General features: G+C 38.3%; 22 protein-coding genes. 11 read left to right on the top strand and 11 right to left on the bottom strand.

Annotated elements, in window-relative coordinates:
- Entirely contained in the window at positions 1-213 is a 213-nt protein-coding gene (gene isiD, locus C7H19_RS03565) for a protein IsiD (RefSeq protein ID WP_106455520.1), read from the bottom strand.
- 232 nt (positions 214-445) lie between these two features.
- Between isiD and C7H19_RS03570 the strand changes: the two genes are divergently transcribed.
- Entirely contained in the window at positions 446-1,852 is a 1,407-nt protein-coding gene (locus tag C7H19_RS03570) for a cytochrome P450 (protein ID WP_245927275.1), read from the top strand.
- Here C7H19_RS03570 and puuE read toward each other — a convergent pair.
- Positions 1,842-2,753, bottom strand: coding sequence for an allantoinase PuuE (gene puuE / locus C7H19_RS03575; protein ID WP_106455521.1), 912 nt, complete (start codon positions 2,751-2,753; stop codon positions 1,842-1,844). The two genes, C7H19_RS03570 and puuE, sit on opposite strands and share 11 nt — an antisense overlap.
- A 245-nt stretch (positions 2,754-2,998) precedes the next feature.
- Between puuE and C7H19_RS03580 the strand changes: the two genes are divergently transcribed.
- Together C7H19_RS03580 and C7H19_RS03585 are read left to right on the top strand one after the other, a co-directional pair.
- Positions 2,999-3,442 carry a hypothetical protein gene (locus tag C7H19_RS03580; protein ID WP_106455522.1) on the top strand — a complete coding sequence of 148 codons (444 nt, stop codon included), beginning with the start codon at positions 2,999-3,001 and terminating at the stop codon, positions 3,440-3,442.
- Between the two features lie 199 nt (positions 3,443-3,641).
- Positions 3,642-5,189, top strand: a complete 1,548-nt coding sequence (locus C7H19_RS03585) for a serine/threonine-protein kinase (RefSeq protein WP_106455523.1) — start codon at positions 3,642-3,644, stop codon at positions 5,187-5,189.
- 37 nt (positions 5,190-5,226) lie between these two features.
- Here the strand turns inward: C7H19_RS03585 and C7H19_RS03590 are convergent, their stop codons facing one another.
- The gene (locus C7H19_RS03590; protein ID WP_106455524.1) at positions 5,227-6,105 is read right to left on the bottom strand and encodes a universal stress protein; all 879 of its coding nucleotides are present in this window, start codon (positions 6,103-6,105) and stop codon (positions 5,227-5,229) included.
- Between the two features lie 177 nt (positions 6,106-6,282).
- Positions 6,283-6,480 carry an NblA/ycf18 family protein gene (locus tag C7H19_RS03595; RefSeq protein ID WP_106455525.1) on the bottom strand — a complete coding sequence of 66 codons (198 nt, stop codon included), beginning with the start codon at positions 6,478-6,480 and terminating at the stop codon, positions 6,283-6,285.
- 670 nt (positions 6,481-7,150) lie between these two features.
- On the opposite strand from C7H19_RS03595, the gene C7H19_RS03600 reads away from it, so the two are divergent.
- The 3 genes from C7H19_RS03600 (at position 7,151) to C7H19_RS03610 (ending at position 9,009) form a co-directional block, all read left to right on the top strand.
- Complete coding sequence (locus C7H19_RS03600) at positions 7,151-7,687, top strand: RNA recognition motif domain-containing protein (RefSeq protein ID WP_106455526.1); 537 nt, start codon at positions 7,151-7,153, stop codon at positions 7,685-7,687.
- Between the two features lie 107 nt (positions 7,688-7,794).
- On the top strand, positions 7,795-8,505 hold the full coding sequence (gene rpiA, locus C7H19_RS03605; RefSeq protein WP_106455527.1) for a ribose-5-phosphate isomerase RpiA: 711 nt from the start codon (positions 7,795-7,797) through the stop codon (positions 8,503-8,505).
- A 114-nt stretch (positions 8,506-8,619) separates the two neighbouring features.
- A complete protein-coding gene (locus C7H19_RS03610) occupies positions 8,620-9,009 on the top strand; it encodes a hypothetical protein (protein WP_106455528.1) in 390 nt (129 codons plus the stop codon).
- Here the strand turns inward: C7H19_RS03610 and C7H19_RS03615 are convergent.
- Positions 9,004-12,099, bottom strand: a complete 3,096-nt coding sequence (locus tag C7H19_RS03615; RefSeq protein ID WP_106455529.1) for a UvrD-helicase domain-containing protein — start codon at positions 12,097-12,099, stop codon at positions 9,004-9,006. The genes C7H19_RS03610 and C7H19_RS03615 overlap by 6 nt on opposite strands.
- Before the next feature lie 202 nt (positions 12,100-12,301).
- Between C7H19_RS03615 and C7H19_RS03620 the strand changes: the two genes are divergently transcribed.
- On the top strand, positions 12,302-14,317 hold the full coding sequence (locus C7H19_RS03620) for a M48 family metalloprotease (RefSeq protein ID WP_106455530.1): 2,016 nt from the start codon (positions 12,302-12,304) through the stop codon (positions 14,315-14,317).
- Between the two features lie 178 nt (positions 14,318-14,495).
- On the opposite strand, the gene C7H19_RS03625 is transcribed toward C7H19_RS03620, so the two are convergent.
- The 4 genes from C7H19_RS03625 to C7H19_RS03640 form a co-directional block, all read right to left on the bottom strand.
- Entirely contained in the window at positions 14,496-14,846 is a 351-nt protein-coding gene (locus C7H19_RS03625; protein ID WP_106455531.1) for a DUF760 domain-containing protein, read from the bottom strand.
- A 141-nt stretch (positions 14,847-14,987) separates the two neighbouring features.
- A complete protein-coding gene (gene scpB / locus C7H19_RS03630) occupies positions 14,988-15,470 on the bottom strand; it encodes an SMC-Scp complex subunit ScpB (RefSeq protein WP_106455532.1) in 483 nt (160 codons plus the stop codon).
- 27 nt (positions 15,471-15,497) lie between these two features.
- The gene (locus C7H19_RS03635; RefSeq protein ID WP_106455533.1) at positions 15,498-16,373 is read right to left on the bottom strand and encodes an ABC transporter ATP-binding protein; all 876 of its coding nucleotides are present in this window, start codon (positions 16,371-16,373) and stop codon (positions 15,498-15,500) included.
- Between the two features lie 352 nt (positions 16,374-16,725).
- Entirely contained in the window at positions 16,726-18,012 is a 1,287-nt protein-coding gene (locus C7H19_RS03640; protein WP_106455534.1) for a DUF4912 domain-containing protein, read from the bottom strand.
- Positions 18,013-18,418: 406 nt separating this feature from the next.
- On the opposite strand from C7H19_RS03640, the gene C7H19_RS03645 reads away from it, so the two are divergent.
- From C7H19_RS03645 to C7H19_RS03660, 4 genes are all read left to right on the top strand, one after another.
- Positions 18,419-19,615 carry an NAD(P)H-quinone oxidoreductase subunit H gene (locus C7H19_RS03645; protein WP_106455535.1) on the top strand — a complete coding sequence of 399 codons (1,197 nt, stop codon included), beginning with the start codon at positions 18,419-18,421 and terminating at the stop codon, positions 19,613-19,615.
- Positions 19,616-19,788: 173 nt separating this feature from the next.
- Positions 19,789-19,989 (top strand): heavy metal transport/detoxification protein, encoded by a 201-nt coding sequence (locus tag C7H19_RS03650; protein ID WP_106455536.1) that lies wholly within the window; start codon positions 19,789-19,791, stop codon positions 19,987-19,989.
- Positions 19,990-20,159: 170 nt separating this feature from the next.
- Positions 20,160-21,353, top strand: coding sequence for an L-dopachrome tautomerase-related protein (locus C7H19_RS03655; protein WP_106455717.1), 1,194 nt, complete (start codon positions 20,160-20,162; stop codon positions 21,351-21,353).
- 12 nt (positions 21,354-21,365) lie between these two features.
- The gene (locus tag C7H19_RS03660; RefSeq protein ID WP_106455537.1) at positions 21,366-22,244 is read left to right on the top strand and encodes an aldo/keto reductase; all 879 of its coding nucleotides are present in this window, start codon (positions 21,366-21,368) and stop codon (positions 22,242-22,244) included.
- Between the two features lie 108 nt (positions 22,245-22,352).
- On the opposite strand, the gene C7H19_RS03665 is transcribed toward C7H19_RS03660, so the two are convergent.
- Both C7H19_RS03665 and C7H19_RS03670 read right to left on the bottom strand, forming a co-directional pair.
- The gene (locus tag C7H19_RS03665) at positions 22,353-23,330 is read right to left on the bottom strand and encodes a Bpu10I family restriction endonuclease (protein WP_106455538.1); all 978 of its coding nucleotides are present in this window, start codon (positions 23,328-23,330) and stop codon (positions 22,353-22,355) included.
- Complete coding sequence (locus tag C7H19_RS03670; protein WP_245927277.1) at positions 23,303-24,571, bottom strand: DNA cytosine methyltransferase; 1,269 nt, start codon at positions 24,569-24,571, stop codon at positions 23,303-23,305. The genes C7H19_RS03665 and C7H19_RS03670 overlap by 28 nt, the downstream gene beginning before the upstream one ends.
- Positions 24,572-24,648: the final 77 nt, after the last annotated feature.

Here is a 24,648-nt window from a genome sequence, read left to right on the forward strand (position 1 = left end):
TTAAGATTCATCATATGTTTCAAGATCGAGAAGATAGATATAAGGTTCGATTAATTCTTGACGCTGAAAAGCGATCGCACGTAATAAATGCCAATCTTGTAACGCTTCAAAAGGATTATTGTAGTCATCTTGTTCCAAACGACCAGCCAAGTTAGCAATGTCATCCACACTTAGCATGGCGATGTCTTGTTTAGATAAATCTAAAGCGATCATAAAAGACACCTCCTTTGATACCATATTTCCTTTATCTTATTCTAACCCTAATTCGGTACTCTAGAAGAAACGATCGCAATATTGCTTTTGTTTAAAAGCTTGTAGTCACGTGAAGAGCGTTGACTTAACATCCAAAATCCTAATTATTAATTGTTATTATATTCGCGCCTAAAGCGAGCGTTCACTCGAATAATTATGGAGTTTTGAGTAAGATAAATAACAGAATCAAACGATGCTACCACTTTCCTTTGACACTTTAAGAGCAATGGTACAACTCAACGAACCCGCGACAAATAGAACAAAAGAACTACCAAACGCATCGAGCAAGGCTAGTATATTAAGGATGCTTTGGGTCATCGTAAAACCTTTTAACTACCTCGAAACGATGCACAAACGCTATGGTGATTTCTACTTAGATGTCTTTTCCGCCTTCCCACCAACCCTCATCATTAGCAACCCACAAGCGATCGAAAAAGTCTTTACCTTATCACCCGAATTGTTCCTCTCAGGGCCAGCTAATGCTATTTTAAAACCCCTTTTAGGTGCGACGGCGATTTTATTTCAAGATGGCGATCGTCATACGAAAAAGCGTAAGTTATTGATGCCTCCCTTTCATGGTGAACGGATGCGAGCTTATGGACAAATGATCCGAGAAATTACGCTGCAAGTGATGGCAGAACCGATTAAAAAAGGACGATTTACAGCGCGTCCAGTCATGCAAGAAATCTCACTAGGAGTGATTCTTAAAGCCGTTTTTGGACTCAGAGAAGGAGAACGCTACGAGAAAATACGTTCAACTTTAATTAAATATCTCGACTTTTTTAATGTGCCTCTAAATGCAACTTTTCTATTTTTCCCATCATTACAAAAAGATTTAGGGGCGTGGAGTCCTTGGGGTCGTTTTCTCCGTCATCAAAAAACCCTATATCAATTACTAGACGAAGAAATTCAAGAAAGACGAGAACAGCAAGACTTTGCAGGTGAGGATATCATGAGTTTGCTACTTTCGGCTAGAGATGAAGAAGGACAAGGGATAAGTGATGAGGAATTACGAGATGAGTTATTAGCTTTACTTTTTGCTGGACACGAAACAACTGCACTCGCTTTATCTTGGGCTTTATATTGGATACATTATCTCCCTGAAGTGCGGGACAAGCTATTAACAGAACTGTCTACACTCAATATCGCCGAGGTTGATCCTTCCGAAATTGCCCGTTTACCTTATTTATCAGCCGTTGTAGCGGAAACCCTCCGACTTTATCCAGTGGCACTCTTTACCTTTTCACGTGTTCTACAAAAACCAATGGAATTAATGGGCTATCAAATTCCTCAAGGTGTGGGTTTAGCGATCCCAATTTATATGACTCATCAACGACCCGAACTTTATCCAGAACCTAAAAAATTTATACCCGATCGCTTTTTAGAACGTCAATTCTCTCCTTATGAGTATCTACCTTTTGGTGGTGGAAACCGTCGTTGTATTGGTGCAGCTTTTGCGTTGTTCGAGATGAAAATCGTCTTAGCAACCATCTTGACTAACTATTCCTTAACTTTAGTCGATCAGCGTCCCGTATTACCCGTCCGTCGTGGTATTGTCTTTGCCCCCGCAGGTGGTGTACGTTTGAAGGTCAAGTCGTAGGATAATGATACTGATGCCAGTGATGAGCAATATCAATACGACGACATAACCAAACTTGCTCATGATTCTTGACATAATCGAGAAAACGTGCTAAGGAAGCTGCTCGACCTGGACGACCCACTAAACGACAATGTAAGCCAATACTCATCATTTTTGGTGCGGTTTCACCTTCAGCGTAGAGTACATCAAAAGCATCTTTGAGATAAGCAAAAAACTGCTCACCTGAGTTAAAGCCTTGAGGTGAGGCAAAACGCATATCATTATTATCGAGGGTGTAGGGAATGACTAAATGTGGCTTACCGTAATCATAGTCCCAGTAAGGCAAATCATCGGCATAACTATCCGCATCGTATAAAAATCCCCCTTCTTCTACGACGATTTTTCGCGTATGGGGACTATTACGCCCAGTGTACCAGCCAAGAGGACGACTTCCTGTGACTTCGGTATGAATAGCGATCGCTTTTTCTAAATGTTCTCGTTCTGCGGCTTCACTAAAATGTTTATAATCAATCCAACGATAGCCATGACTTGCAATCTCCCATTCTGCTTCTTTCATGGCGGCTACAGCGATCGGATTTCGCGCTAATGCCATCGCAATACCATAAATTGTTACAGGAATTCCGCGTTGAGTAAACATTCGGTAAAGTCGCCAAAAACCCGCCCGACTGCCATACTCATATATCGATTCCATATTCATATGTCTTAAACCAGCGAATGGCTGCGCCCCAACTATTTCTGATAAAAATGCTTCAGAAGCCGTATCCCCATGTAAAATACAGTTTTCTCCGCCTTCTTCGTAGTTAATCACGAACTGTAAAGCGATACGGGCTTGATTTGGCCAATTTGCATGAGGTGGATTTTTTCCGTAACCTACTAAGTCACGCGGATAAGCTTTACTCATTGTTTTATTTAGATTGTATACAATGCGGCGGCTTTTTATTTGTAGCACGATTAAGCTATTTCGTCAAAACCAACATTCAGTCACGATTTGTGGGTTTGTTAGTAGGCAACTAATAGATTAAAGTGAAGTAAGTCGCCTAAAAGTAAAACAGTAAGCTCAAAAAAACCCATAAACTGTTTAATCTCATAAAAGGTTGACTTATATGTAATTTTATGATATGGCGCGAAAGATGAAGGAGTAATGCTTTGAGTCACACTTTTTTACTGGAAGCAGGACGCTGGACGATCGAAGGAAATTGGGTAGAAAGAAATCAATCACCTCTTCCTTGCAAAGGGCGAACGATTATTGCCTGGACAAATGATAATTGGTTTACGATGGTGACTAAATTATCTTTTTCGCGTTCCGATCGAGAAGATATATCTTTTCAGTATCGAGGCCGGCTTGATGGAGATGAAAGGCAATATACTTATGTTTTACAACAAAGTGACTTAGGACAAATCGAAGGTGAAGGATGGGTGGGAGCTAATTCAATTATTCAACGTTATTGGGTATTAAGCGATCGCCAGCGTCGTAGTGGCTTTGAAACATTCTACCGGACTAATAACAATACTTATCATTTATCCAGTGGCATTTTATCGGGTCATTATTTAATAAGCACGATGGAAGCCGTATTAGAACGTCAGTATTAGATCATCAATTTTAAAATCTTCTTCACGAATTGTTTATTTACCCGATAAAAAAGGGAATCTTTAGACTGTAAGTCTTCTAAATCGTTTTCAAATCCACTAGCTTAAAACAACAAGTGAGATCTTAAGGCATAACTAACAGAAGACTTTTAAAAGCCCTAACCCAATCTAACCCACTATCATACTACAGTAGCCATTCGCTATGTCGGCAGAATCTAGACATCGTCGCTTACTCGCAAACCGTTACCAACTCCTAGAATTAATCGGTAGCGGTGCAATGGGACAAGTATACCGAGCAGAAGATAAATTATTAGGAGGAGTTACCGTTGCTGTAAAATTTCTCTCCCAAGCTTTGCTAAACAAAAGAATGCGAGAACGTTTTGAACGAGAAGCGACTATTTCTGCCCTTCTAGGTGAACGAAGTATCCACATTGTTCGGGTAAAAGATTATGGCGTAGATGAAAAAGAGATCCCTTTCTACGTCATGGAATTTTTACAAGGTGAAAGTCTTAGCGAGATTGTAAAATATCATCCTCTACCTCTGTCTAGATTTTTTAATCTAACCCGTCAAATCTGTTTTGGGATGGAATGCGCCCACAAAGGAATTATTTTTCAGGGCGAACTCTGTCCAATTATTCACCGAGACATCAAACCAAGTAATATTTTAGTCACTCAAGATTCGGGTTTAGGAGAATTAGTTAAAATTCTTGATTTTGGAATTGCTAAACTAATTCAATCAGGAGAGTCTCAAACACAATCTTTTATGGGGACTTTAGCTTACTGTTCCCCAGAACAAATGGAAGGCAAAGAACTCGACAGCCGTTCAGACATTTATAGTCTAGGTATTATGGTCTATGAAATGTTAACGGGTGAAATGCCCCTATTTCCCGATAATTCCTCTTTTGGCGGTTGGTACGAAGTTCATCACTATGCAGAACCTCGCCCCGTTAACCCAGGACTGAAAATTCCTGCCGCTTTAGAAGAATTAATGTTACGCTGTTTAGCAAAAGCACCCTCTGACCGTCCTCAAACCATCGGCGAAATATTACAAACTTTAGAACAAATTGAGCCACTGGTTAAAGAAGCGCAACAACCCGTTAAAGAAAAAGTAGTCGCCAAAGAGCATAAAAGTAAATTAACCTCACTTCCGACAGATGCCCCCCTTGCCCCAATTAATCCTACTATTGCCAAAGAAATCTGTTTACAATCTTTTTGGCCAAAAGACAAACCTCGACAAAAGATTGTTTTTCCTAGCTGTTTAAAGGCGGGTGAAGCATATTTTGCTAGTCTGTGGGTGATGTTAGATCAAGATGATATTGCTACTCGTATGGCGAGTCTTCGTTACAATCAATTTCTCTATTTACCCACGCCTCACCCAATGTTACTCTGGATCACTGTTCTCTACCATAAAGAACACGGTCCTCGGTGGCTACCTTGTTATTTAGATTTAAAAACACCAGTTGGTCAACGCACAGCCCGTATTTTAGGAGAATCTGGGCGTTATTGGATTTTATTTTTCGCGTTAGAGGGTTCTGATCAATGTCTTAATATGATTACAGCTTCTATACCGCCCAATCAAGGCAAAATGCTCACAGAATGGGCGAATGCTGGACAGATGGCACCAATGGGGAAACCCCAAATTAGTAAACGGATGTTAAAGCGAGAATTGGAAAAGCTTAAACCCAAAATCTTGATTAAGTTAGAAGCAGGTTTTGCTAATTCTCCCGAAATTACACCAAGTAAACATTAATTAGTTAAAGATTATCTATCTTAGTAGTTATTGTTTTTTATTGCTTGGGCGAGAAAAATATCTGAGGGAACCAAATCTGACGTAGGATGGATTCACCTAAACTGGGAGCAGCTAAAGAAAGAAAAGGATTACGATGTAACATGGCAAAGGCGATCGCGCTAATATCTTCTTCTACAGCTACTTTGGTAATTTCGATGATCGGATCTCCAATGCGAATTTCAGTTTTAACTTTTAAAGAGAGTGCTTCTAATTCTTGTTTAACGCTGTCTAACTTCTCTTGAGCTTCTTGTTGTTTGTATTTTAAAAGATCATTGGCACGAGCTTTGCTTTCTAATACCCAAAGTAATAAACATTCTTGTACCGAGTTCGATGGACGATTCGCCGCATATTTTTTAATTTCTTCAATCAGATATTGTGCTGCTCCGCCACCATCGTAAGGTATAAGTAAATATCGCCAAAGATGCCCACAACGAAAACTCAATTCTTCATTCATGTACACAGAAGTCAATTGAGGACGCATTAGCATTAAAGGAGCGGTGGTCACTTTTGCTAAATCGAGTGTTGGTATACCAAAGATTTGCTCTTCAACACCACTAAAGCTAGGTGGTATCGTGAAAATAACATCAATAGAATAGGTTTTTACAAGATCTACTATTGCAGCGTTGGGACTTCCGGCTCTAACCTCTATCTTAACATCAACGCCATCAGGAACATTTTTTAAAGCGCTTTCCAGTTTTTGTCTTGCTTCAATAACTTCATGATCGTTTTGGCTTGGGATTCGCCCTTGTTTCCATGCGGGAATACTATGAAAGAAAATAATTTGCTTTAAACCACTATTGGCTAGTTCTGGAACATAACCGACTAAACGCTGTAGACCATCCGAAAAGTTTGTGCAAATTAGACAACTCTGAAACATATGTGCTTTTTAAGGATAAGAATCATACATTTCAACTATAAAAGCTAGTCTTACACTCTGCCATTAAATTAAAACAACAATTGGATGGAGGGAAAAAATCGCGCCCCGTCTCCCCAGCTATTTTCCACTCGTGAACCGAGCTAGAGAAGGAGGTCGCCTGGTACACCGTTCATCTCTCTATTTAAACCAGGGACTTTGTTCAATACCCCATTGATGTTTAATGAAGGATTTATATAGATTTTCCCTGACAATCATCTGTTCATACAGTTTCATGAGAAACTCTTGAGCCTGTTCACGACTCATTTGTTGTACTTGAGTTTCAAAAGAACGGATATTGAATTGTTGCTCTAGGGATAGTTTCATGGACTCAGACATAATCTTTCTCCTGTGGAAAATGTAATAGATTTAATGATTTTTGCTTTTTTGTTTCGTTACTAAGTAATGTAACAAAGGTTTGACAAAGTGTCTACTATGCTCTAGACGGATTTGAGTTCTCCATCTAAAGAATCATTTTTTGTTCCTCCTATAGTACCCAGTTTTAATCAAATAATGCACATGACATCCTTTTTAGCAAGAGTTTTTTACAAAAATTGTTCATGTTGAACAAAAGCTTAAGTAAGATTACTTATTTACTAGGGAGTGTTTGATCTGGGAGACTAGAAATATTTGACGAACAGTGTAAATATTCTGTAATAATCTAATAAGGCAAAAGAAATCAGGTAAATTCTGAACTCAAACGAAAAGCCAACAAAAAGAGAAATTTACCCGAAGTAAACTTTGTATCGTTAAGAGGAAAGTCTACATTGACGGCACGAGCCGATATTGTTAACAGTAAAAAAGGTCTTCAGGAAAGACGTTGCTTAAGAAATAGCGACCCATTTTTTGTTAATCTATTTTTACAGCAACAAAATTCACAAAGTCGATTAAAGCTCTGTCCTTTAAAGTGGAGTCGTTTCGACCTTCACAAGATAGAATGCTGGTTATTGATGAATGAGTCCGACAAAAAAAAGTTTTATCCCAAATTTAATATATGGAGGAATCTACCATGTCTGTTCGCCTATATGTAGGTAATTTACCCAAAGAACCCATAGAACGTCAGGCCTTACAAGCTGTATACGCCGAATTGGGAGATACAGTCACAACGAAAGTGATTAAAGATCGCAAAACAGGTAAATGTCGTGGCTTTGCTTTTGTCACCGTTCTTACGGATGAAATGGCTGATCAATTCATTGAAAAATATAATGGTCAATCTTTCATGGATAGCCCCTTAAAAATTGAAAAAGCCCTACCCCGTACCAAAGGAAAAGGAAAAGAAGATGGTGATGGTGAAGGCGAAGGCGAAGATATGATCACCGAAGGGACAGAACCCGTTGAAAAACCCATTAAAACGGAACGCCCCAAAGCCGAAAGACCAGCACCTAAATCAGCTAGCAAACGCAATAACAAAAAGCGTGGTCGATCAACTGAGAGTGGCAGCTACAGAAGTACGGAAAGCAATGAAGGTATTCAACCCGATCCGCGTTGGGCATCTGAATTAGCCAAACTCAAAGAAATGTTAGCCGCTCAAACTACTAATACCTAAGCTAGTGGTCTAAACCCTAGATAAACTCAGAACTATGAAAAGCGCTGTATTTTAATACCGCACTAATCAGGGATAATGGGTAACGGAAAAAGTTAGGAGCTTTAAACATGGTGGATACTCAAGATCCCGTCGTTACAATGAAACAAGAAGTTGGAAAAGCCGCCGCCCGGCGAGTTCAATCTGACTCCGTTGTCGGACTAGGGACGGGATCAACCACTGCCTTTGCAATTCAATATATCGGAGAACGGCTCAAAACCGGTGAACTCAAAAATATCGTCGGGGTTCCAACTTCTTTTCAAGCAGAAGTCTTAGCGAGAAAATACGGCATTCCTCTAACAACCCTTGATGTTATTGAAAAGCTCGATATTGCGATCGATGGTGCTGATGAAGTTGATCCACAAAAAAACCTGATTAAAGGGGGTGGAGCCGCGCATACCCGTGAAAAAATTGTTGATTCTTTAGCGGATCTGTTTATCGTTGTGGTTGATCAAAGTAAATTGGTCACAAAATTGGGGTCAACTTTTGCCTTACCCGTAGAAGTTCTCCCAATGGCTATAACACCCGTCATGCACCAACTCGAAAAGTTAGGGGGTAAACCTGAACTTCGTATGGGTGTAAAAAAAGATGGCCCAGTTGTCACCGATCAAGGAAATTTAGTCATTGATGTTAAATTTGATAGTATTGATGACCCCGCTAGTTTAGAAAAGATCATTAATAATATTCCTGGTGTTTTAGAAAATGGCTTATTTGTCGGTCTAGCTGACATTATTCTAGTTGGCTCAATTCAAGACGGTAAACCCGTTATCGAAGAAAAATAGTTCAATTAACTGATGACTGGGTTTGGAGACCAAACCCCTACGGGGGTAGAGAAGCCAAACCCTTTTAATTTTTCAACTAGAATAGAAGCATTGCCTTAACTATTACCCATCACCATGTTAGGAAATTTTCAACAAAGCCATCTACGCATCGAACTCAACGCCAGCGAAACCAAAATTAAAGACAGTCTCCTCAAAGTTAGCAACCTCCGTCAATGGTTATGGCCACAAATGTTAGAACCTAGTCTACCCGACCAACTAGACACCGGTTTAAATTTTACGAGTCAGGTGGGTTTTGTTGCCATTCATCACCAAATTGAAAGTGTCAATGATCACTGTTTACGAATGTTGCTTTCTGGGGGCATTGACGGCTATCATGAATGGAGTTGGGGCGATGGATGGGTACAATCTCGTTTAGAGGGAATCTCTCTGTTACCGCTTAATTTAGGGCAAACTTGGAGTTTAACCAAATTACGTCAGTTTGTAACATCTGAATCTAACTCATAACTCTGTTTCTCGTTCTAGTCTTTCAATGCTAGAACGAAGTTGTTTGAGAGAGTTAACAATTTTCTGATACTCTTGATCATTTTGATTTTGTTGATAGACGTTTTTTACTTGTCTTAAATCTTTAAGCGCTAAGTGCATTTGTACCCTTCCTCGGTAATAATAAGCTTCAGGATCTTGATTGAGTTCTATTGTTTTCGTAAAATCTGCGATCGCTTTAAGATAATCTTTTAAATAAATATAAAGTAGTCCTCTTTGTTTATACGCTTCTCCATAAAAAGGAGCTAACATAATTGCTTTATTAATTTCGTTTAATGCCCCATCATAATCTTTTTGTTGTACTTTATTATTTCCTGTTTTACAGAGTTCTTGGGCTGCTAAATCAAAGCATTCTTGAGCTTTTTCGGGTCGTTTAGCTAAATTATATTGAAAAGCGGCTAACTCCCATTCTTGAGCTAATTCTAATTGTTTTGCTGTACATTCGGCGACTTTTTCTATAATATTTTCCTGCTGGTATAAAGTAATCGCTTTTATCCATATTTGAGCTATTTCATATTGTTGGGCTGCTTCTACCCATTTTTTCTGTTTTTCATAGTCTTTAGCGAGATACTCAGCTTTTTTTCGCTCATTATTGCTATTCATCCAACAACGACGCTCATCAACTAAACGCCGTAAATTGTTCCATTGTTGGGCGGCTATTTCCCATTTTTCTTCTATTTCAAGAACATGAATAGAACAAATATTCGCTCTTTCTAAATCACCACTTTCTCGCCAACAAATTTCAGCATTAACCCAAGCGGATACTTTTTCAAATAATTTTGCTGCTTTAGGGAAATTTCCTAACAATTGCCATTTATCAGCAGATTCTCTAAGATTACCAATGGATTCTAAATAATTTGCCAGACAACTTTCTTGTTGATTAAAATCATTGATTTTTTCCCAACAATTAGCCGCTTTTTGCCATGCTTCTACTCTTTCAAATAATTGAGCAGCAGCTTGCCATTGTTCTAATTCAAAAAATAAATTTGCTGCCTCAAAAAAGTTCCCTTCTTGTTGCATAAATTTAGCATATGCTTCTTTATATTTTAATTCTTCACCAGCATTTTTAAAACATTCCGCCGCTTGTTGATAAAACTCTGCTTTCATATAATATTCGCCACGCTGTAGCCAATTTCCTTGTTCTAATTGTCGTTCATTAGCGACTAATTCAGGGGTTAGAGAAAATGTACAATATTTGATTTCTTGTTCTTTCCAAATAGGATGAGTATTATTTTCCCAAATGTATAAAAATTGACGAGCGCGAGTAATTGCTACATATAAAAGATTTAATTCTAAAGTAAGTGCTGGTTTATCTATTTCTTTAAGCGAAGAAAAACGATTAATTACTTTTTCCCATAGTGCCTCATGAAAAGTAAAAAAGTTAACGATAAAAACAGTATCAAATTCTAAACCTTTAGCTTCTTCAATTGTAAAAATTAAACTAGAATTAAAAGTCTTTCTTAATGTTTCTTTTTCTTTTTCAGTTCTCACAAGAATTGCCTCGGACGCATTTAAACTATTTAAAAATTCGATTAAAGAATCTGATGAAGCATGAACTAATCTAGCACAATTTTCTTGATTCGGTTTAGCAAGCTCTAGTTTAGAGGTTTCATTTAATAATCTAGCCCGCAAAAGTAAGAAATGATTAGCTAAACTAACTAGAGATTGAATACTACGAAAGTTATATTTTAATGGTATTTCCTCATAATTTCGCTGATATTCATGCAAGCGATCATGTAAATTTTCTGGGCGAAAACCACTAGGACTAATCATCTGATATTCATCACCAGCAAATAATAAATGTCCATCCTTACTTGTTAAACACATTAGTAATTCTAACTGTAATTCTGTCAAATCTTGAACTTCATCACAAATGATTAAATGATATTTCTGAATTTGATTTTGTTGAATATAAAATAAAGCTAAACGTGCTAAATCAATTTCATCGTAACGTTTTTTTTCTTTTAATTTGTTTTGATATAGAATCGCTATTTTATGTAGTTCAGGGCGTTTCTTAACTGAAATTATGCTAGAGCGTCTTTGTCCTAAATTTTCATATTCATATAAAGAAAGAAATTGTTTGTCTGTTAATAATTGTCCACCTTTGATAATACTACGAATTTCATCCCAGACTAAAGGTGCTGGATATTGTCTAGTTTCTTGAGGACGATACCATTTTAAAAATCCTTGATATTTGATTTCATCTTCTGCGTTCTTTAAATCATTAACAGCTTTTAGAATATCTAAGCAAAGAGTTTTAATCGTTTTAAATTCAAAAAGTTCTAAAAATTCTGTATCGAGATTATTTGCTAATTTTTTGAACTGTTCTCGTACATGATTAACCAACAGAGGATTATAAGCAACATAAAGTCTTTTTCTAGAGATAGGATAATCTTTTAAATCTTTTAATAAACGATATAAACCTACTGTAGTTTTTCCAGTTCCAGCACTTCCTAATAAAATAACATTTCCTCGTAGATTAACTAGCTCTACTTCTTCTGGTGTTAATTTTAATGGTAAATCTTTATCTTTATTTTTAATTGCTTCTAACCATTCGGTTTCTGATTCAATAACTCGCCATTGAATATTTCCAATTAGCTCGTTCATATCATCTAAATTAAATTCCTTTAATTCGGTTTCTATTTCGGTTTGTTCTTCTAACGTATAGGCAAGAATTTCGTCAACATCATCATCACTAAAATCAATATCATCAAAACTGAGCCACTCAGAATTAGGATTTTGATTGAGTGCTGAATAAGCAGACTGATTAACATCATCGTGTTTTAAACAAAGATCATGTACAGCAATATAAGTTTGCGATCGCCCCTCAAAAGATTTAGAAAAAGTAAAAATAAGACGGCTACTAATAGTAACTCTAGCTTCCCAAACTGACTGACTGTTTTTAGATATACTTTTAAGTTTTTTAACTCTCAATCCTGAGTCAAACTGAAAATTACTTAATTTATTTAAGCACTTCCAAAAATCCTCTTGCAATTGAGCATGAGTACGGACAAACTCGAAAACTTCAGGATGAATTACAATAGGCCGTTGCATATTGATCGAAGAAAGAAAAACTTACATTTAGCATTCCCCAATATTCTCTTAAAAATTGCTTGGAATGTGAACTAACTGTAATAAATTATTTGCCATCTGTGAAGATAATCTTAACCCGATGCGAATAATAGATCACAATCTGGGTATTTTATTTATAGATTAGGGAACATTGTTTGTTTGACGTTGCGAGGAGCAAATACAGATGTCACTCGAAGAAGGTTTAAAAGCCTTACAAAAACAAGATTATACAGAAGCGATCGCACAATTAGAAGCCTATTGCCAACAATCGGCAAATGTTGAATCACCGTTCTACATACAAGGTAAAATGGCCTTAGCACGAGCCTATCGAGCATCCAATCAAAAAGAACAAGCGATTAAGATTGCACAAGAACTCGAACAGTATGGAGATAGGGAAACCCGTACTTGGGCGAAAAGTTTTTTATTGATTATTAATGCAGAAGAGCGAAAATATGGAGTAACATCTTCTCATCCGATCGCTCAACTGCAAACTATTTCGGGACGCGCTGGCCAAATTGGTGTTAAATTAGCCATGCGGGGTATTGGTGGAAATCTTGCTCTAGCGTCTGGCGTAACGATTTTTTTACTGTTTGGTATGATGTTGGTGTCTTGTTTGGCACTATTATTTATTGTCAATAATCAAGATCCTGTAATGGGATTAGGAATTGCAGTTGTTTTAACCCTCATATTCAATACACTTGTATTCTTTGTTTCTCCTTGGATCATGGATTTAACCCAACATTGGCTGTATAAAACACGTTGGGTAACCATAGCCGAAATTAAGCGCCATAGTCCCGAATCCGCATACATAATTCAGCAAATTTGTCAAGAAAAAAAAATTAATCAGCCACGTTTAGGAATTATCGATGATCAAAATCCGACTGCTTTCACTTACGGCTCTTTACCGAATCAAGCTCGTTTAGTTGTCAGTCAGGGTATATTTACTTATCTTGCCGATGATGAAGCTGCGACCGTGTATGCTCATGAATTAGGGCATATCGTTCATTGGGATTTTGCGATTATGACGAGTGCCGCAACATTAGTTCAAATCACTTATCTAATTTTTGTTTTCGTGCGTCAGATCGGTCGCAAAGATGACAAACTTGGTAATGCTGCTAGTTTAGTCGGTTTTGGGGCTTATATTTTTTATATCATCGGAACCTATTTAACCCTCTATCTTTCAAGAACTAGAGAATATTTTGCGGATCATTTTGCCGCCGAAGCTACGGGAAACCCAAACGGTTTATCTCGTGCATTAGTTAAAATTGCCTACGGAATTTTAGAACAACAACAGAATTCTCATCAACCCAGTTCACTTTTAGAAGGAACCCGCGCACTAGGAATTTATGATGCAAAAGCGGCGGTTAGTATTGGAACAGCTTATCGTATTACGAGTGATCCGAGTCAAATTGGGCGAGTGTTTTTATGGGATTTGTATAATCCTTGGGGATGGTTTACAGAACTTAATTCAACCCATCCACTGACAGGAAAACGAGTTCGCGCTTTGAGTACATATGCTGAACAAATGGATTTACCAACTGAATTTAATATGGCTAATGTCATCCAAGAAGGCAATCAATTAGAATACTCGAAACTCTATGGCAATTTTATTATTGATGTTTTGCTGTTAAATGCTCAATTGATTGGTATTTTCCTCGGTTTGCTGTTGAGTGCTATCTTATTCAAATCTACATCAAGTCATGCGATCGTATTTCTTGCCTTACCTATTATTGGTTTTGGTATTGGTACACTAATTAAACTCGCGGTGATGTATCCTAGCATGGCAAGAGCGACTAATACGGATATTTTTACCCTCATGAGTGATCCTTATGCAAGTCCTTTAAGAGGTCGTCCCGTGAAGCTAAAAGGTCAAATTCTTGGGCGAGGTGATGCAGGGTATCAATTTGGCTCAGATTTGATGTTACAAGATGCGACAGGCATAATTTTTACTCGTTACTCGTCTCGTTTGGGTGGTTTAGGTAATTTCCTATTTGGTTGGAGAAAAGTACAAAAGTTAATTGGTGAAGATGTCAGGATTATGGGTTGGTTTCGTCGTAGCATCACCCCTTCTCTTGATTGGATACAAATGTCACACCGAACAACCACCATTAAAAGTTATCACCGTTTTTGGGAAATGGTAATGGGTATTATTGCTATTGCGATTGGTGGTTTTTTGTTATTTAGTGTTTCCCAAGCTTAAAAATTCCTTAAGTTGCGTCCTACAAAACCAGTAATTAAGTTAGCGTTAAAGAGATCAAACTCTTCAACCAATGATTTATGACTGTAACTGAATTTTCTTATCTAATAGGTTTACTGGTTCCGGGGTTACTTCTTTCTATTTTGGTTCTAGCTTGCTTGGCTAAAGGCGGTTGATTTCCTCATTTTTGATTTTTTGGAGGTTGGGGAGGAATTGAATCAACATCCGACAAAGCAACCTCTAAATCTCGTCTCTGTTCCATTTGACTTAAAAAATAGCCCGTCATCATAGCACTTGCGAGTAAATTTGCTAAATTTTCTCGGTCAGTGGTAATTTGGATGTTAAATTCTTCTGAGGGCAACATCCCCACTAAACCCATAACATTGTTAGAAATGATTTGTTTAATTTCTGGACTGGCTGACTGAGCAATATAAGCAAGAATCTCTGGTTTTTGTTGTTGGAGATATTCCATTAAGGTATTGTCTTCCTGTTCTTCAGAGATGTTGTGTAAGAAATCAGGGTTAAAAGTCATTATATTTTTTAGAATCAGTTCAATCTTTCTTCTAGGTTAACTTAATTGGATAAAAACGGTGGGTAGTTACAGTTATCAGTCATCAGTCGCAAATAGGTTAGAAAGACTAAACGCCGATATTTTTCACTCTTTCTGTTGGAATCATTGAGGTAAACTCAAAATTTCAGAAATTTGCTCAATTTCAAAGTATTGATGGAATTTATCGGTTACTTCTAGCCAATAAGAACGACCATCAGTTTGACGACGCTTACGAATAAACCCTAACTCGACTAATTCTTGAACCTGTTGATAAGCGGTACTGCCTCGAAGCGTAATTAAATCGGTTTGCAAGATGGGACTTTTAAGAGCGATCGCTGCTAAGGTTCTGAGACTTCCGGTTCCCAACTCGGCAGGAATTAAATCTTGCATCAGATGTAAGCAACTTGAACGTAATTGTAAACTATATCCAGTGGTTGTTTCAATTACTTCTAAGGCACTATCTCGATGGGCATAGTCAGACATCAACTCAATTATTGCATCTTCAGCTTCAAAGCGATCGCATTTGGCACACTCGGCAATTTCCGTTAAAGAAAGGGGTTGACCCTTAAGATAAAGAATAGCTTCAATTTTTGTCGCTAGTCTCATAAAAATTCATCAACAATCTTGTTTAATTTAATCTAAGCGGTGTCCAGTCATTTCGACAAAAATATCTTCTAAATTGGATGCACGACTCATGACACCTGTTTTATCGACCAAGGTTTCTAAATATAAATTAGCTTGATCTAAAGTCGGAAAAAATTTGTAATCTAAATGATCTTCGACTTGTTTAATCACTAAACCTTCGCCATATTTACGACGAAAATCACTCAGAGTGCCTAATTCGATTAATTTTCCATTATCCATAATTCCGATCCGACCCTGTTTTCTGGTTCCAGAATCTTCACACAAAAACTCAACTTCTTCCATATAATGAGTGGTTAATAAAATGGTCATACCCTGACGATTGAGATCCCGAATGACCTCCCACAAACGACGACGGTTTTGTGGGTCTAAACCGACGGTAGGCTCATCTAAGACGAGAATTTGGGGTTGATGTAATAAAGCACGAGCAATTTGTAAGCGTCGTTTCATTCCACCAGAAAGGGTTTTTGCTAATGTGTCTTTGCGATCGCTTAAACTCATATAATCGAGCCATTGATCGATTAAAGATTGACGTTTGTTACTAGGTATATGGTGCATTCGTCCGTGAAATTCCATGTTTTCCCAGACAGTGAGTTCACCATCAATACTAATTTGTTGTAAAACAACGCCAATATTTCGCTTAACTTGCTCCCGATGTTTATCGATATCATATCCTGCAACTTGAATTTTTCCTTGTGTCGGTTGAGTTAAGGTAATCATCATGCGAATAGTTGTTGATTTTCCCGCACCATTGGGACCAAGTAAACCAAAAATTTCTCCCTCTTCGATATCAATGGAGAGATTATCGACAACAGGAACTTTATTGTAAAGCTTAGAAACGTTTTGAACGGAAATCGCCGCGACCATTGGCTGTATTTGTTACAAAAGTTAATTATTAATCTAGTGTAATCGATCGCTCTAAAAATCACCAAAAAGCAAAAAAAGCAAAAAGACTCTAGATAACATTGGATTTCTCCGTATTTTTCTAGAGTCTGTCTTCAAATTGGGTGGATTATTAGAGAGCTTATCTTTTAATCTTTTTTAGAATAAAGCCATAAAATAGTTATGGCAGTGATCTCGCTCACTCATGTTTGTTGATTCTCGTCACACGTCCGTCTCATCAGAAAAGAAAAAACCCTAACACTCTTTGGTTAGGGAATCAGGTTGACTGGTTAAAATCTATATTTTATTTGACAAATGTTTGATTTTATGGTATTTCCTAAAGCCATTCTAAGACAGCATCTTCTTTTGTGTTGGTGTTGCGAGAGGGAGTTTCACGGTTAAACTTCATGTGAATTGAGCGAGTTTGTTCGCCATCGACGGCTACAGCCATAATGGGATAATCGATCAAACCGTCTTGGAAAGACATTTGAAAACGGAAAGTACCATCGGGATTGAGTTTAATCGGACGACCACCAATTGTTACAGTAGCATCGGGTTCAGTAGCACCATAGACAATTAATTCAGCATCAGCAACTAACCAGAATTGACGGGGACGTACAGGAATTGCCGAAGCGGAGAAACCAGCACCCGACATCATACCGACACCCGAATAACTGGCTAAACCAGAGACTGTGGGTACAGCCCACATACCGACACCCGAAGGGAATACATAGGAACTAAGAACCTCTTGAGGTAGTACCGAACTTGGTACCTGTTGCATCGAACCGTATAAAGAACCTGCAATGCGTTGTGATTCCACACCTTGAGCCATTGCAAAGAGATTATCGTAAATCGGGTTATTCGTAGCAGCACCCATTGGCATCGTCGCGGTGGAAGTTTGACGCTTGCTGGGGGGAACGAGTTCGTAAACGGTTTTACCAACTAATTCTTCTTCCCAATTGAGGGTAACAAAAACATCTTCAATCCAGTCAGAAGGATAAACAGGAGGAACGCGAACGGGTTCAGAACGTCCTAAAACTAACCAACGACCATCAGCACAACGATAACCGATATCAATGACATAATCACGATCGCTTACTGGAATGGGCATATACCATTCTCTAGCCATTTCATCACAGAGATATTCTTGGACACTGTGAGGACTTTGATAGGATAGGCTGACATCCGTTACATCATACAGACGTAGAGCCAATTGTTGACCGCCTTGACGACGTAAATCTTCTTTGTGATCATTCGGGATATCCCAGTAAGCATAAGCCCATTGGGGATCTCTAGGCATTAAAACGATGCGACTTTCGCCATAACCTCTGGGTAAATCCCCTAAACCTTCATCAACTGAGGCTAAAGAACTTCCGTTTTGCTCTTCTGAACCTAATTCAAACTTCGATGCTTCCACTTTTTGTTCCTCCAGAGTAATTTGAGTAGTAACCGCACGAGTGGGACTAATTGGACTTAAAGTACCTTGAATTTTCATAGCTTGGAGTACAGCCTCCAGTAATTGCGACTTCCGCATGCGGCTGTAACGAGAGATGTTATATTGACTAGCAACTTTACGCAGTTGTCGTAAAGTCATCTCATCTAGGTTTGGGCGTTCTTGTGCCATTTTTTAGTAAACTCTCCGATTCGCGCTCTTACAGTCAGCTTTTCCTGAGCCTTAGTAATTAGACAAGATGTCTCGCTGTTGTTTACCCGTTAAGTAGGCTTTGACCAAACCGAATAGGTTTTTACACTTACGCAGCATCAGGAATTACTCTTTATGTAACAAAACTTTTCCCCACTTGGTCAAGGGGTAAACTGTCCAATTTATAGGCAATTCACGAATTTACTATCGACACGGGGATCAATATGTCAGGAAATCATAACAAAACGACTGGATGGAGATCGATAGTCTGATCCCAAACTATGAATTGAGAAAATCTATGATTCAAGGGGATCATTCTTGATTAACTTGTCGATAAAGTTCTTTATAATAATTCATCAGAAAGCAATGAGGGAACACTTGCTGCAATATGGCAAAAATTGAAACCAGAATTGAGACCAGAACAGAACCCATGATCTTGAACATGGGACCGCATCACCCCTCAATGCACGGGGTTTTACGTTTAATCGTCACTCTCGATGGTGAGGATGTGGTTGACTGTGAACCCGTCATTGGCTATTTACATCGCGGGATGGAGAAAATCGCTGAAAGTCGAACAACTGTGATGTATGTTCCCTATGTAAGTCGTTGGGACTATGCAGCAGGGATGTTTAATGAAGCTATTACCGTCAATGCACCCGAAAAGTTAGCCGATATTCCTGTACCAAAAAGAGCGCAGTATATTCGAGTGATTATGCTCGAATTAAACCGCATTGCTAATCATCTTCTGTGGTTAGGCCCCTTTATGGCTGATGTTGGGGCGCAAACTCCCTTTTTCTACATTTTCCGAGAACGGGAACTCATTTACGACCTATGGGAAGCAGCAACGGGCTACCGTCTAGTTAATAATAACTATTTCCGTGTTGGGGGTGTTGCAGTTGATTTACCTTACGGATGGGTTGATAAATGTGTTGACTTCTGTGATTACTTTGAACCCAAAGTCGATGAGTACGAAAAGTTAATCACAAATAATCCGATTTTCCGTCGTCGGGTTGAAGGTGTGGGAACAATTGGCCGTGATGAGGCGATTAACTGGGGTCTTTCGGGGCCGATGTTACGAGCTTCTGGGGTAAAATGGGATTTACGCAAAGTAGATCGCTACGAATGTTATGACGATCTAGACTGGGATGTTCAGTGGGAAACCGCCGGAGATTGTTTTGCTCGTTACATCGTTCGAGTTCGGGAAATGCGAGAATCTGTTAAGATTATCCGTCAAGCGATTAAAGGATTACCCGGCGGCCCCTACGAAAATTTAGAGGCCAAACGCATGGCCGAAGGAAAAAAATCTCAATGGAATGGCCCAGACTATCAATACATTGCCAAGAAAGTACCGCCAACTTTTAAAATTCCTAAAGGTGAACATTATGTTCGTCTCGAAAGTGGTAAAGGCGAACTGGGCATCTTTATTGTAGGAAATGATGATATGTTTCCTTGGCGTTGGAAAATTCGCGCTGCTGACTTTAATAATCTGCAAATCTTACCTCATCTGTTAAAAGGGGTAAAAGTAGCCGATATTATGGCGATTTTGGGCAGTATTGATATCATTATGGGTTCGGTAGACCGCTAAAATAATTGGGGTTTGGACAATTCCAAGCCCTAAATTATTGTTTTTATTGAAAGGTGTAGAGACGTGCCATGACAGGTCTCTACTTTAGCTAGAATTAAAATCTATCTAGAGTCCAATGAAATACTAAATACAGCATCTCACAATTGAAGAGTAAATCAATTGAATGAGATCTTATGGCATTAAAATTAAACGTCCCAACTCTGGACAATTCCGACGCAGCCGACACCATTAAATCCGTTATTCTCAGTTCCGAACCTGATACTAAAATCGATGTCGATCTAGATTCAAAAACAATAACCCTAGATGGGGAAGCTTCAGAAGAAACCTATAAGCAATTAATCGAAGCCGCCGGCTATAACATTAGTACAAAATAAACAAATCTTACTCATCCACGAGTCATAAATTTATCCCAGATTATATGTAACAAAACTGTAGGGGTTTGGAAACCAAACCCAAAAACAAAAATGTAGGGGTTTGGTCTTTCTACCCAAAAACAAAAATTCTTATCACTCTAAAAAAAATTGCGATCGCGCTTCAGGAAATAATGAAACGTTTTAAACTACTAATTATTAGCTTTTTAGCTATGCTCTCGTTTACGGCGACAGTATATGCACAAACGAGACAAAATGTCAACCCCCAAACAACAACTCAAGCCGCACTTCCTCAAGCAAAAATAATCGGTCAAATTGAGCCAGTCGTACAATTTACAGGCCCAATGCCGACAGGAGTCACCGTCTCGCAAGAAGGTCGAATCTTCGTCAACTTTCCGAAATGGGGTGATAAAGTTGATTTTACCGTTGCCGAGATCAAAAACGGTCAGCCAGTCGCCTATCCTAACGCCGAGATCAATCAGACCAATCCCAATGACCAATCTAAAACATTTGTATCCGTTCAAAGTGTCGTCATCGATCCAAAAAATCGGCTTTGGGTACTAGACACCGGTAGTATTAATTTTGGTCCCACGACTTATGGCGGCCCGAAACTCGTTGGCATTGATCTTAGTCAAAATCGCATCATTAAAACCATTCTCTTTCCCCAGGAAGTCGCTTTACCCACCACCTATTTAAACGATATTCGCTTTGATTTGCGTCGGGGACAAAGTGGCATGGCTTATATCACCGATTCTTCCAGTAACGGAGCCAATGGAATTATTGTAGTCGATCTCGAATCGGGTCGTAGTTGGCGGCGACTCAATGACCATCCATCGACAAAAGCGGTTTCAGGTTTTATGCCCAGTGTCGAAGGACAAATCGTCATGGAACGGATGCCAAATCAACCACCTAAGCCGATTACAATGGGTTCTGACGGCATTGCAATTAGTGCAGATGGCAAACAGTTATATTACTGTCCACTTGCGGGTAGAAAGCTTTATAGCGTAAGTGTCGATGCCCTATCGAATGAGCAGTTATCCGATGAACAGGTTGCTAAAACAGTTGTTGATCTCGGTGAAAAGGGCGGCGGTTCCGATGGTTTAGAGTCCGATGCTCAAAACAGAGTATATCTAACAAACTACGAACAAAATGCCATACAACGTCGTTTACCCAATGGTCAAATTGAAACCCTTGTCCATGATCCTCGCGTATTATGGCCCGATACACTTTCACTAGCGAGTAATGGTTATCTTTATTTCACCGCCAATCAACTACACCGTCAAGCGAGATATCAAAACGGACAAGACTTACGCGCCAAACCTTATAGTTTAATGCGAGTTCGTCTCGATGCCCAACCCATTAAATAGGATTTTTAACGAATGGAAAGCAAAAAACTAGGTAATACTGATACAAAAATTAGTGCAATTGGTTTGGGTGGAATGCCTTTATCATTAAGTGGTCGCCCATCACAAGAAGAAGCGATCGCAGTCATTCACAAAGCACTCGATTTAGGCGTAACATTGATCGATACTGCTGACTCTTATTGCTTAGATGAGTCCGATAAACACCACAACGAGAAATTAATCGCAACTGCCCTGGAAAAATATCAAGGTGATACGAGCAAAATAGTTATTGCAACAAAAGGCGGTTTAATGCGACCTCAAGGAAATTGGACACGCAACGGCAACCCTGAACATTTGCGTCAAACCATCCGTCAAAGTCATAAAGCCCTTGGTGGCGAAAAAGCGATCGATGTTTGGCAATATCATTCACCAGATCCTGATTATCTCATTTCTGAAGCGTTAGCCCCTGCCAAAGAAGCTGTAGAACAAGGATTAATTCGTTATGTTGGCGTTTCTAACTTCTCAGTCGCACAAATTAAACAAGCACAGGAAATCGTCGAAATTGTCTCAGTACAAAATCAATATAACCCTTGGAATCGTCAGCCCGAAAACGATGGCGTATTAGAATATTGCGAACAAGAAAACTTAACCTTTTTTCCTTGGAGTCCATTAGGCGGAAGTAGACGGGTTAAATTACTGCAAAATATCCCTGTAATCAATGAAATAGCCCAAGAAAAAGGAATATCTGTCTATCAGGTGGTTTTAGGATGGTTAAGCAGCAAATCGCCCTGTATTGTCCCCATTCCTGGTGCAAGTAAAATATCGAGTATTGAGGATTCGATAGCCTCGCTTAATGTAAAATTTTCTCCTGAAGACATACAGCGTTTTGAACAAGGAGCCGCTCAAGTCGCTTAAAAGATAAAATGATAATTACTTAATGTTAATTAACCTTTCAATTATTTAAACTACTAAATAATTTTCTTTAGGTAATTATCATAATCTTTTTACAATCGTTTTTTACATTCAATCATCAAGCAGCCACCCGCGTTGTAGGCCTTGCTCAAGTCCTTCAGCCCAATCTCTGGTAAGATAATTTCGTATTTTATCAAATAGATGTTGAACCACTGTTGCACTAATTGGATTTTTGACATAATCTGTTTTATATCTGTCTTCTCTATCCGTATTTTTTTGTTGTCGTAATACATATATTTGATCAACTTTATACTTCCGAAGATTAACATCATTAGTTAGCTTAATCCACTCCATAACTACTATATACAAACTATTTGGATTCCTAGCTTTTAATTCTTCTGCTGCTCGTGAAGAGCCTTCAAGCATAGTTTTATCAAGATATGTTTTACATTCAATAACAACAACTGGAATATCAAAAATATGTGTTTCAGCATTGTCTATAACTGTGACTTCCGAGTAGTTTATAGGCTCTTCTTTGAGTATTGGTAGTACTTCACCAAGATTTTTATCTTGCTCTGGTGGTGGGGCGGCTTCAAATGATGCTTGAATAGTTGCTCCAATTACAAAATCATGATCTTTTTTCTCAATACGAGCATAGGGGCGTTTCAGCATTTCCGAGTATTTTGGTGGCACGAAAAAAATATCTTTAAATGTATGAGATTTTCCGATCAGAGCATTTTCGCCAAAATCATTAGCTAAATCTCTGAATAAATAGTAAAGAAATTCTTCGAGTACACTAGAATGAAGATTTGATCTAGAGTCAAATTTTTCCGCATAATGTTGCTGATCTAGAAAATCTTTGTATTCTGTGAGAAGATTTACCCTTGTTTCGATAATTGTCTTATCTTTCTTGCTATGCTTTGATGTTGGGCCAATCAACTTAATATTAGCCGATTTCCATAGCTCATACTTATCTCTAATTTCTTTAAGAAATTTTTTGCTTTCCTGATCTCGATATTTCGTACGATGCTTTTCTTTTTGTTCAAGATTAGAGCCGTGTACTAAAGGATTTCGTTCACTTGTTGACATAAGCTTAATTTTTCTTGAAGATGAAGTGCAATAGATTTAGCAAGAATAGGTGGTACAGCATTACCAATCTGATTATATTGACAAAGAAACTTTTCATCAAATCTTTGCTCTCGATGTAGTAGTTTATGTGAGACAACGGTTTTTTTTCCTAAAAACTTATAACTATCGGGAAAAGTTTGAAGCCGCGCACCTTCACGGGCTGTTAAATTACGGTGCTGATAGGGATGAATAAAATTTGCATAGAATGAGGCTGTTATCGTGTGTGATGGTTTATTAGGATTGAGACGACGATTGTTTTGATCGTAATTTATCTCAGATAACTCGCCATTTCCACTACGACGAATAGCACCATACTCTTTGGGGACGTTTGACACAGATTCACCCCATTTAATCTGTTTAAATCGTTCGACGAGCCTACTGGTATGATCCATTGCAACGTGATTATAAAGTACTGGGCTGTTACTTCTAATCCAGTATTGATAATTATTTTGTGGCTCCAAAATATAAGGCTGTTCTTCTTTTCCTTCTCTTGCATTCAATGGTGGAAGATCCGATATAGCATCCCATAAGCTGATAGAAGGAATTAAATTTCTTTGCTCAAACATCGATAATTGAAAATTTTTGTTAATATTTAATGAATTTATAAAATGAGTTTTTGGAGGAATTCCTATTATTGGTATGAATTTATTTCCAACGACAAAAATACGCTCTCTATTTTGGGGTACACCATATTCCGCCGCATTAAGCAACCAAACCTCTACATAGTATCCAAGATTAATAAAAGTCTCTTTGATAATATCTATTACCTTTTTACCTGCACTATTTTTGCGTGAGAGTAAACCCTTAACATTTTCCATCACAAAAGCTTGAGGTTCAAGAAACTTTACCCACTGAGCAAAATTAACAAACAAACTATTTCTGGGATCTTGGGGATCTTTTTGTGCAGGTCCTGCAATGCTAAAACCTTGACAAGGCGGCCCACCAATTATAATATCTGGTTTGACTGTAAACAGTTCTCGAATCGTGTTTTCACTACTAAAGTCACAAATATCACTTTGAATAACAGTCATATTTGAATGATTATAGCGGAGTGTATCACACGCCCAAGTATCGGTTTCAAGAGATAAAAGAACCGAAAAACCTGCCATCTTAAATCCTAAACCAAAGCCTCCCGCCCCAGCAAATAGATCAATAAATGTAGGTTGTGCTGTTGTTATAAAATGTTTTTTTAAATGCTTCACTTTTAAATAGTTTAACCCAACATCTTTGTATCAATTTATCAATTATTGAAACAATTATTACTAAAATACATTGGTCA

The sequence above is a fragment of the Aphanothece hegewaldii CCALA 016 genome, assembly GCF_003007785.1.
In the GTDB taxonomy this organism is placed as follows: Bacteria; Cyanobacteriota; Cyanobacteriia; order Cyanobacteriales; family Microcystaceae; genus Chroococcus; species Chroococcus hegewaldii.

Excerpts from the sequence above, each read along its gene's own strand:
- isiD (WP_106455520.1), bottom strand. The coding sequence starts at position 213 with ATGATCGCTTTAGATTTATCTAAACAAGACATCGCCATGCTAAGTGTG.
- C7H19_RS03570 (WP_245927275.1), top strand. The coding sequence starts at position 446 with ATGCTACCACTTTCCTTTGACACTTTAAGAGCAATGGTACAACTCAAC.
- puuE (WP_106455521.1), bottom strand. The coding sequence starts at position 2,753 with ATGAGTAAAGCTTATCCGCGTGACTTAGTAGGTTACGGAAAAAATCCA.
- C7H19_RS03585 (WP_106455523.1), top strand. The coding sequence starts at position 3,642 with ATGTCGGCAGAATCTAGACATCGTCGCTTACTCGCAAACCGTTACCAA.
- C7H19_RS03590 (WP_106455524.1), bottom strand. The coding sequence starts at position 6,105 with ATGTTTCAGAGTTGTCTAATTTGCACAAACTTTTCGGATGGTCTACAG.
- C7H19_RS03595 (WP_106455525.1), bottom strand. The coding sequence starts at position 6,480 with ATGTCTGAGTCCATGAAACTATCCCTAGAGCAACAATTCAATATCCGT.
- C7H19_RS03600 (WP_106455526.1), top strand. The coding sequence starts at position 7,151 with ATGTCTGTTCGCCTATATGTAGGTAATTTACCCAAAGAACCCATAGAA.
- rpiA (WP_106455527.1), top strand. The coding sequence starts at position 7,795 with ATGGTGGATACTCAAGATCCCGTCGTTACAATGAAACAAGAAGTTGGA.
- C7H19_RS03610 (WP_106455528.1), top strand. The coding sequence starts at position 8,620 with ATGTTAGGAAATTTTCAACAAAGCCATCTACGCATCGAACTCAACGCC.
- C7H19_RS03615 (WP_106455529.1), bottom strand. The coding sequence starts at position 12,099 with ATGCAACGGCCTATTGTAATTCATCCTGAAGTTTTCGAGTTTGTCCGT.
- C7H19_RS03620 (WP_106455530.1), top strand. The coding sequence starts at position 12,302 with ATGTCACTCGAAGAAGGTTTAAAAGCCTTACAAAAACAAGATTATACA.
- C7H19_RS03625 (WP_106455531.1), bottom strand. The coding sequence starts at position 14,846 with ATGACTTTTAACCCTGATTTCTTACACAACATCTCTGAAGAACAGGAA.
- scpB (WP_106455532.1), bottom strand. The coding sequence starts at position 15,470 with ATGAGACTAGCGACAAAAATTGAAGCTATTCTTTATCTTAAGGGTCAA.
- C7H19_RS03635 (WP_106455533.1), bottom strand. The coding sequence starts at position 16,373 with ATGGTCGCGGCGATTTCCGTTCAAAACGTTTCTAAGCTTTACAATAAA.
- C7H19_RS03640 (WP_106455534.1), bottom strand. The coding sequence starts at position 18,012 with ATGGCACAAGAACGCCCAAACCTAGATGAGATGACTTTACGACAACTG.
- C7H19_RS03645 (WP_106455535.1), top strand. The coding sequence starts at position 18,419 with ATGGCAAAAATTGAAACCAGAATTGAGACCAGAACAGAACCCATGATC.
- C7H19_RS03650 (WP_106455536.1), top strand. The coding sequence starts at position 19,789 with ATGGCATTAAAATTAAACGTCCCAACTCTGGACAATTCCGACGCAGCC.
- C7H19_RS03655 (WP_106455717.1), top strand. The coding sequence starts at position 20,160 with ATGAAACGTTTTAAACTACTAATTATTAGCTTTTTAGCTATGCTCTCG.
- C7H19_RS03660 (WP_106455537.1), top strand. The coding sequence starts at position 21,366 with ATGGAAAGCAAAAAACTAGGTAATACTGATACAAAAATTAGTGCAATT.
- C7H19_RS03665 (WP_106455538.1), bottom strand. The coding sequence starts at position 23,330 with ATGTCAACAAGTGAACGAAATCCTTTAGTACACGGCTCTAATCTTGAA.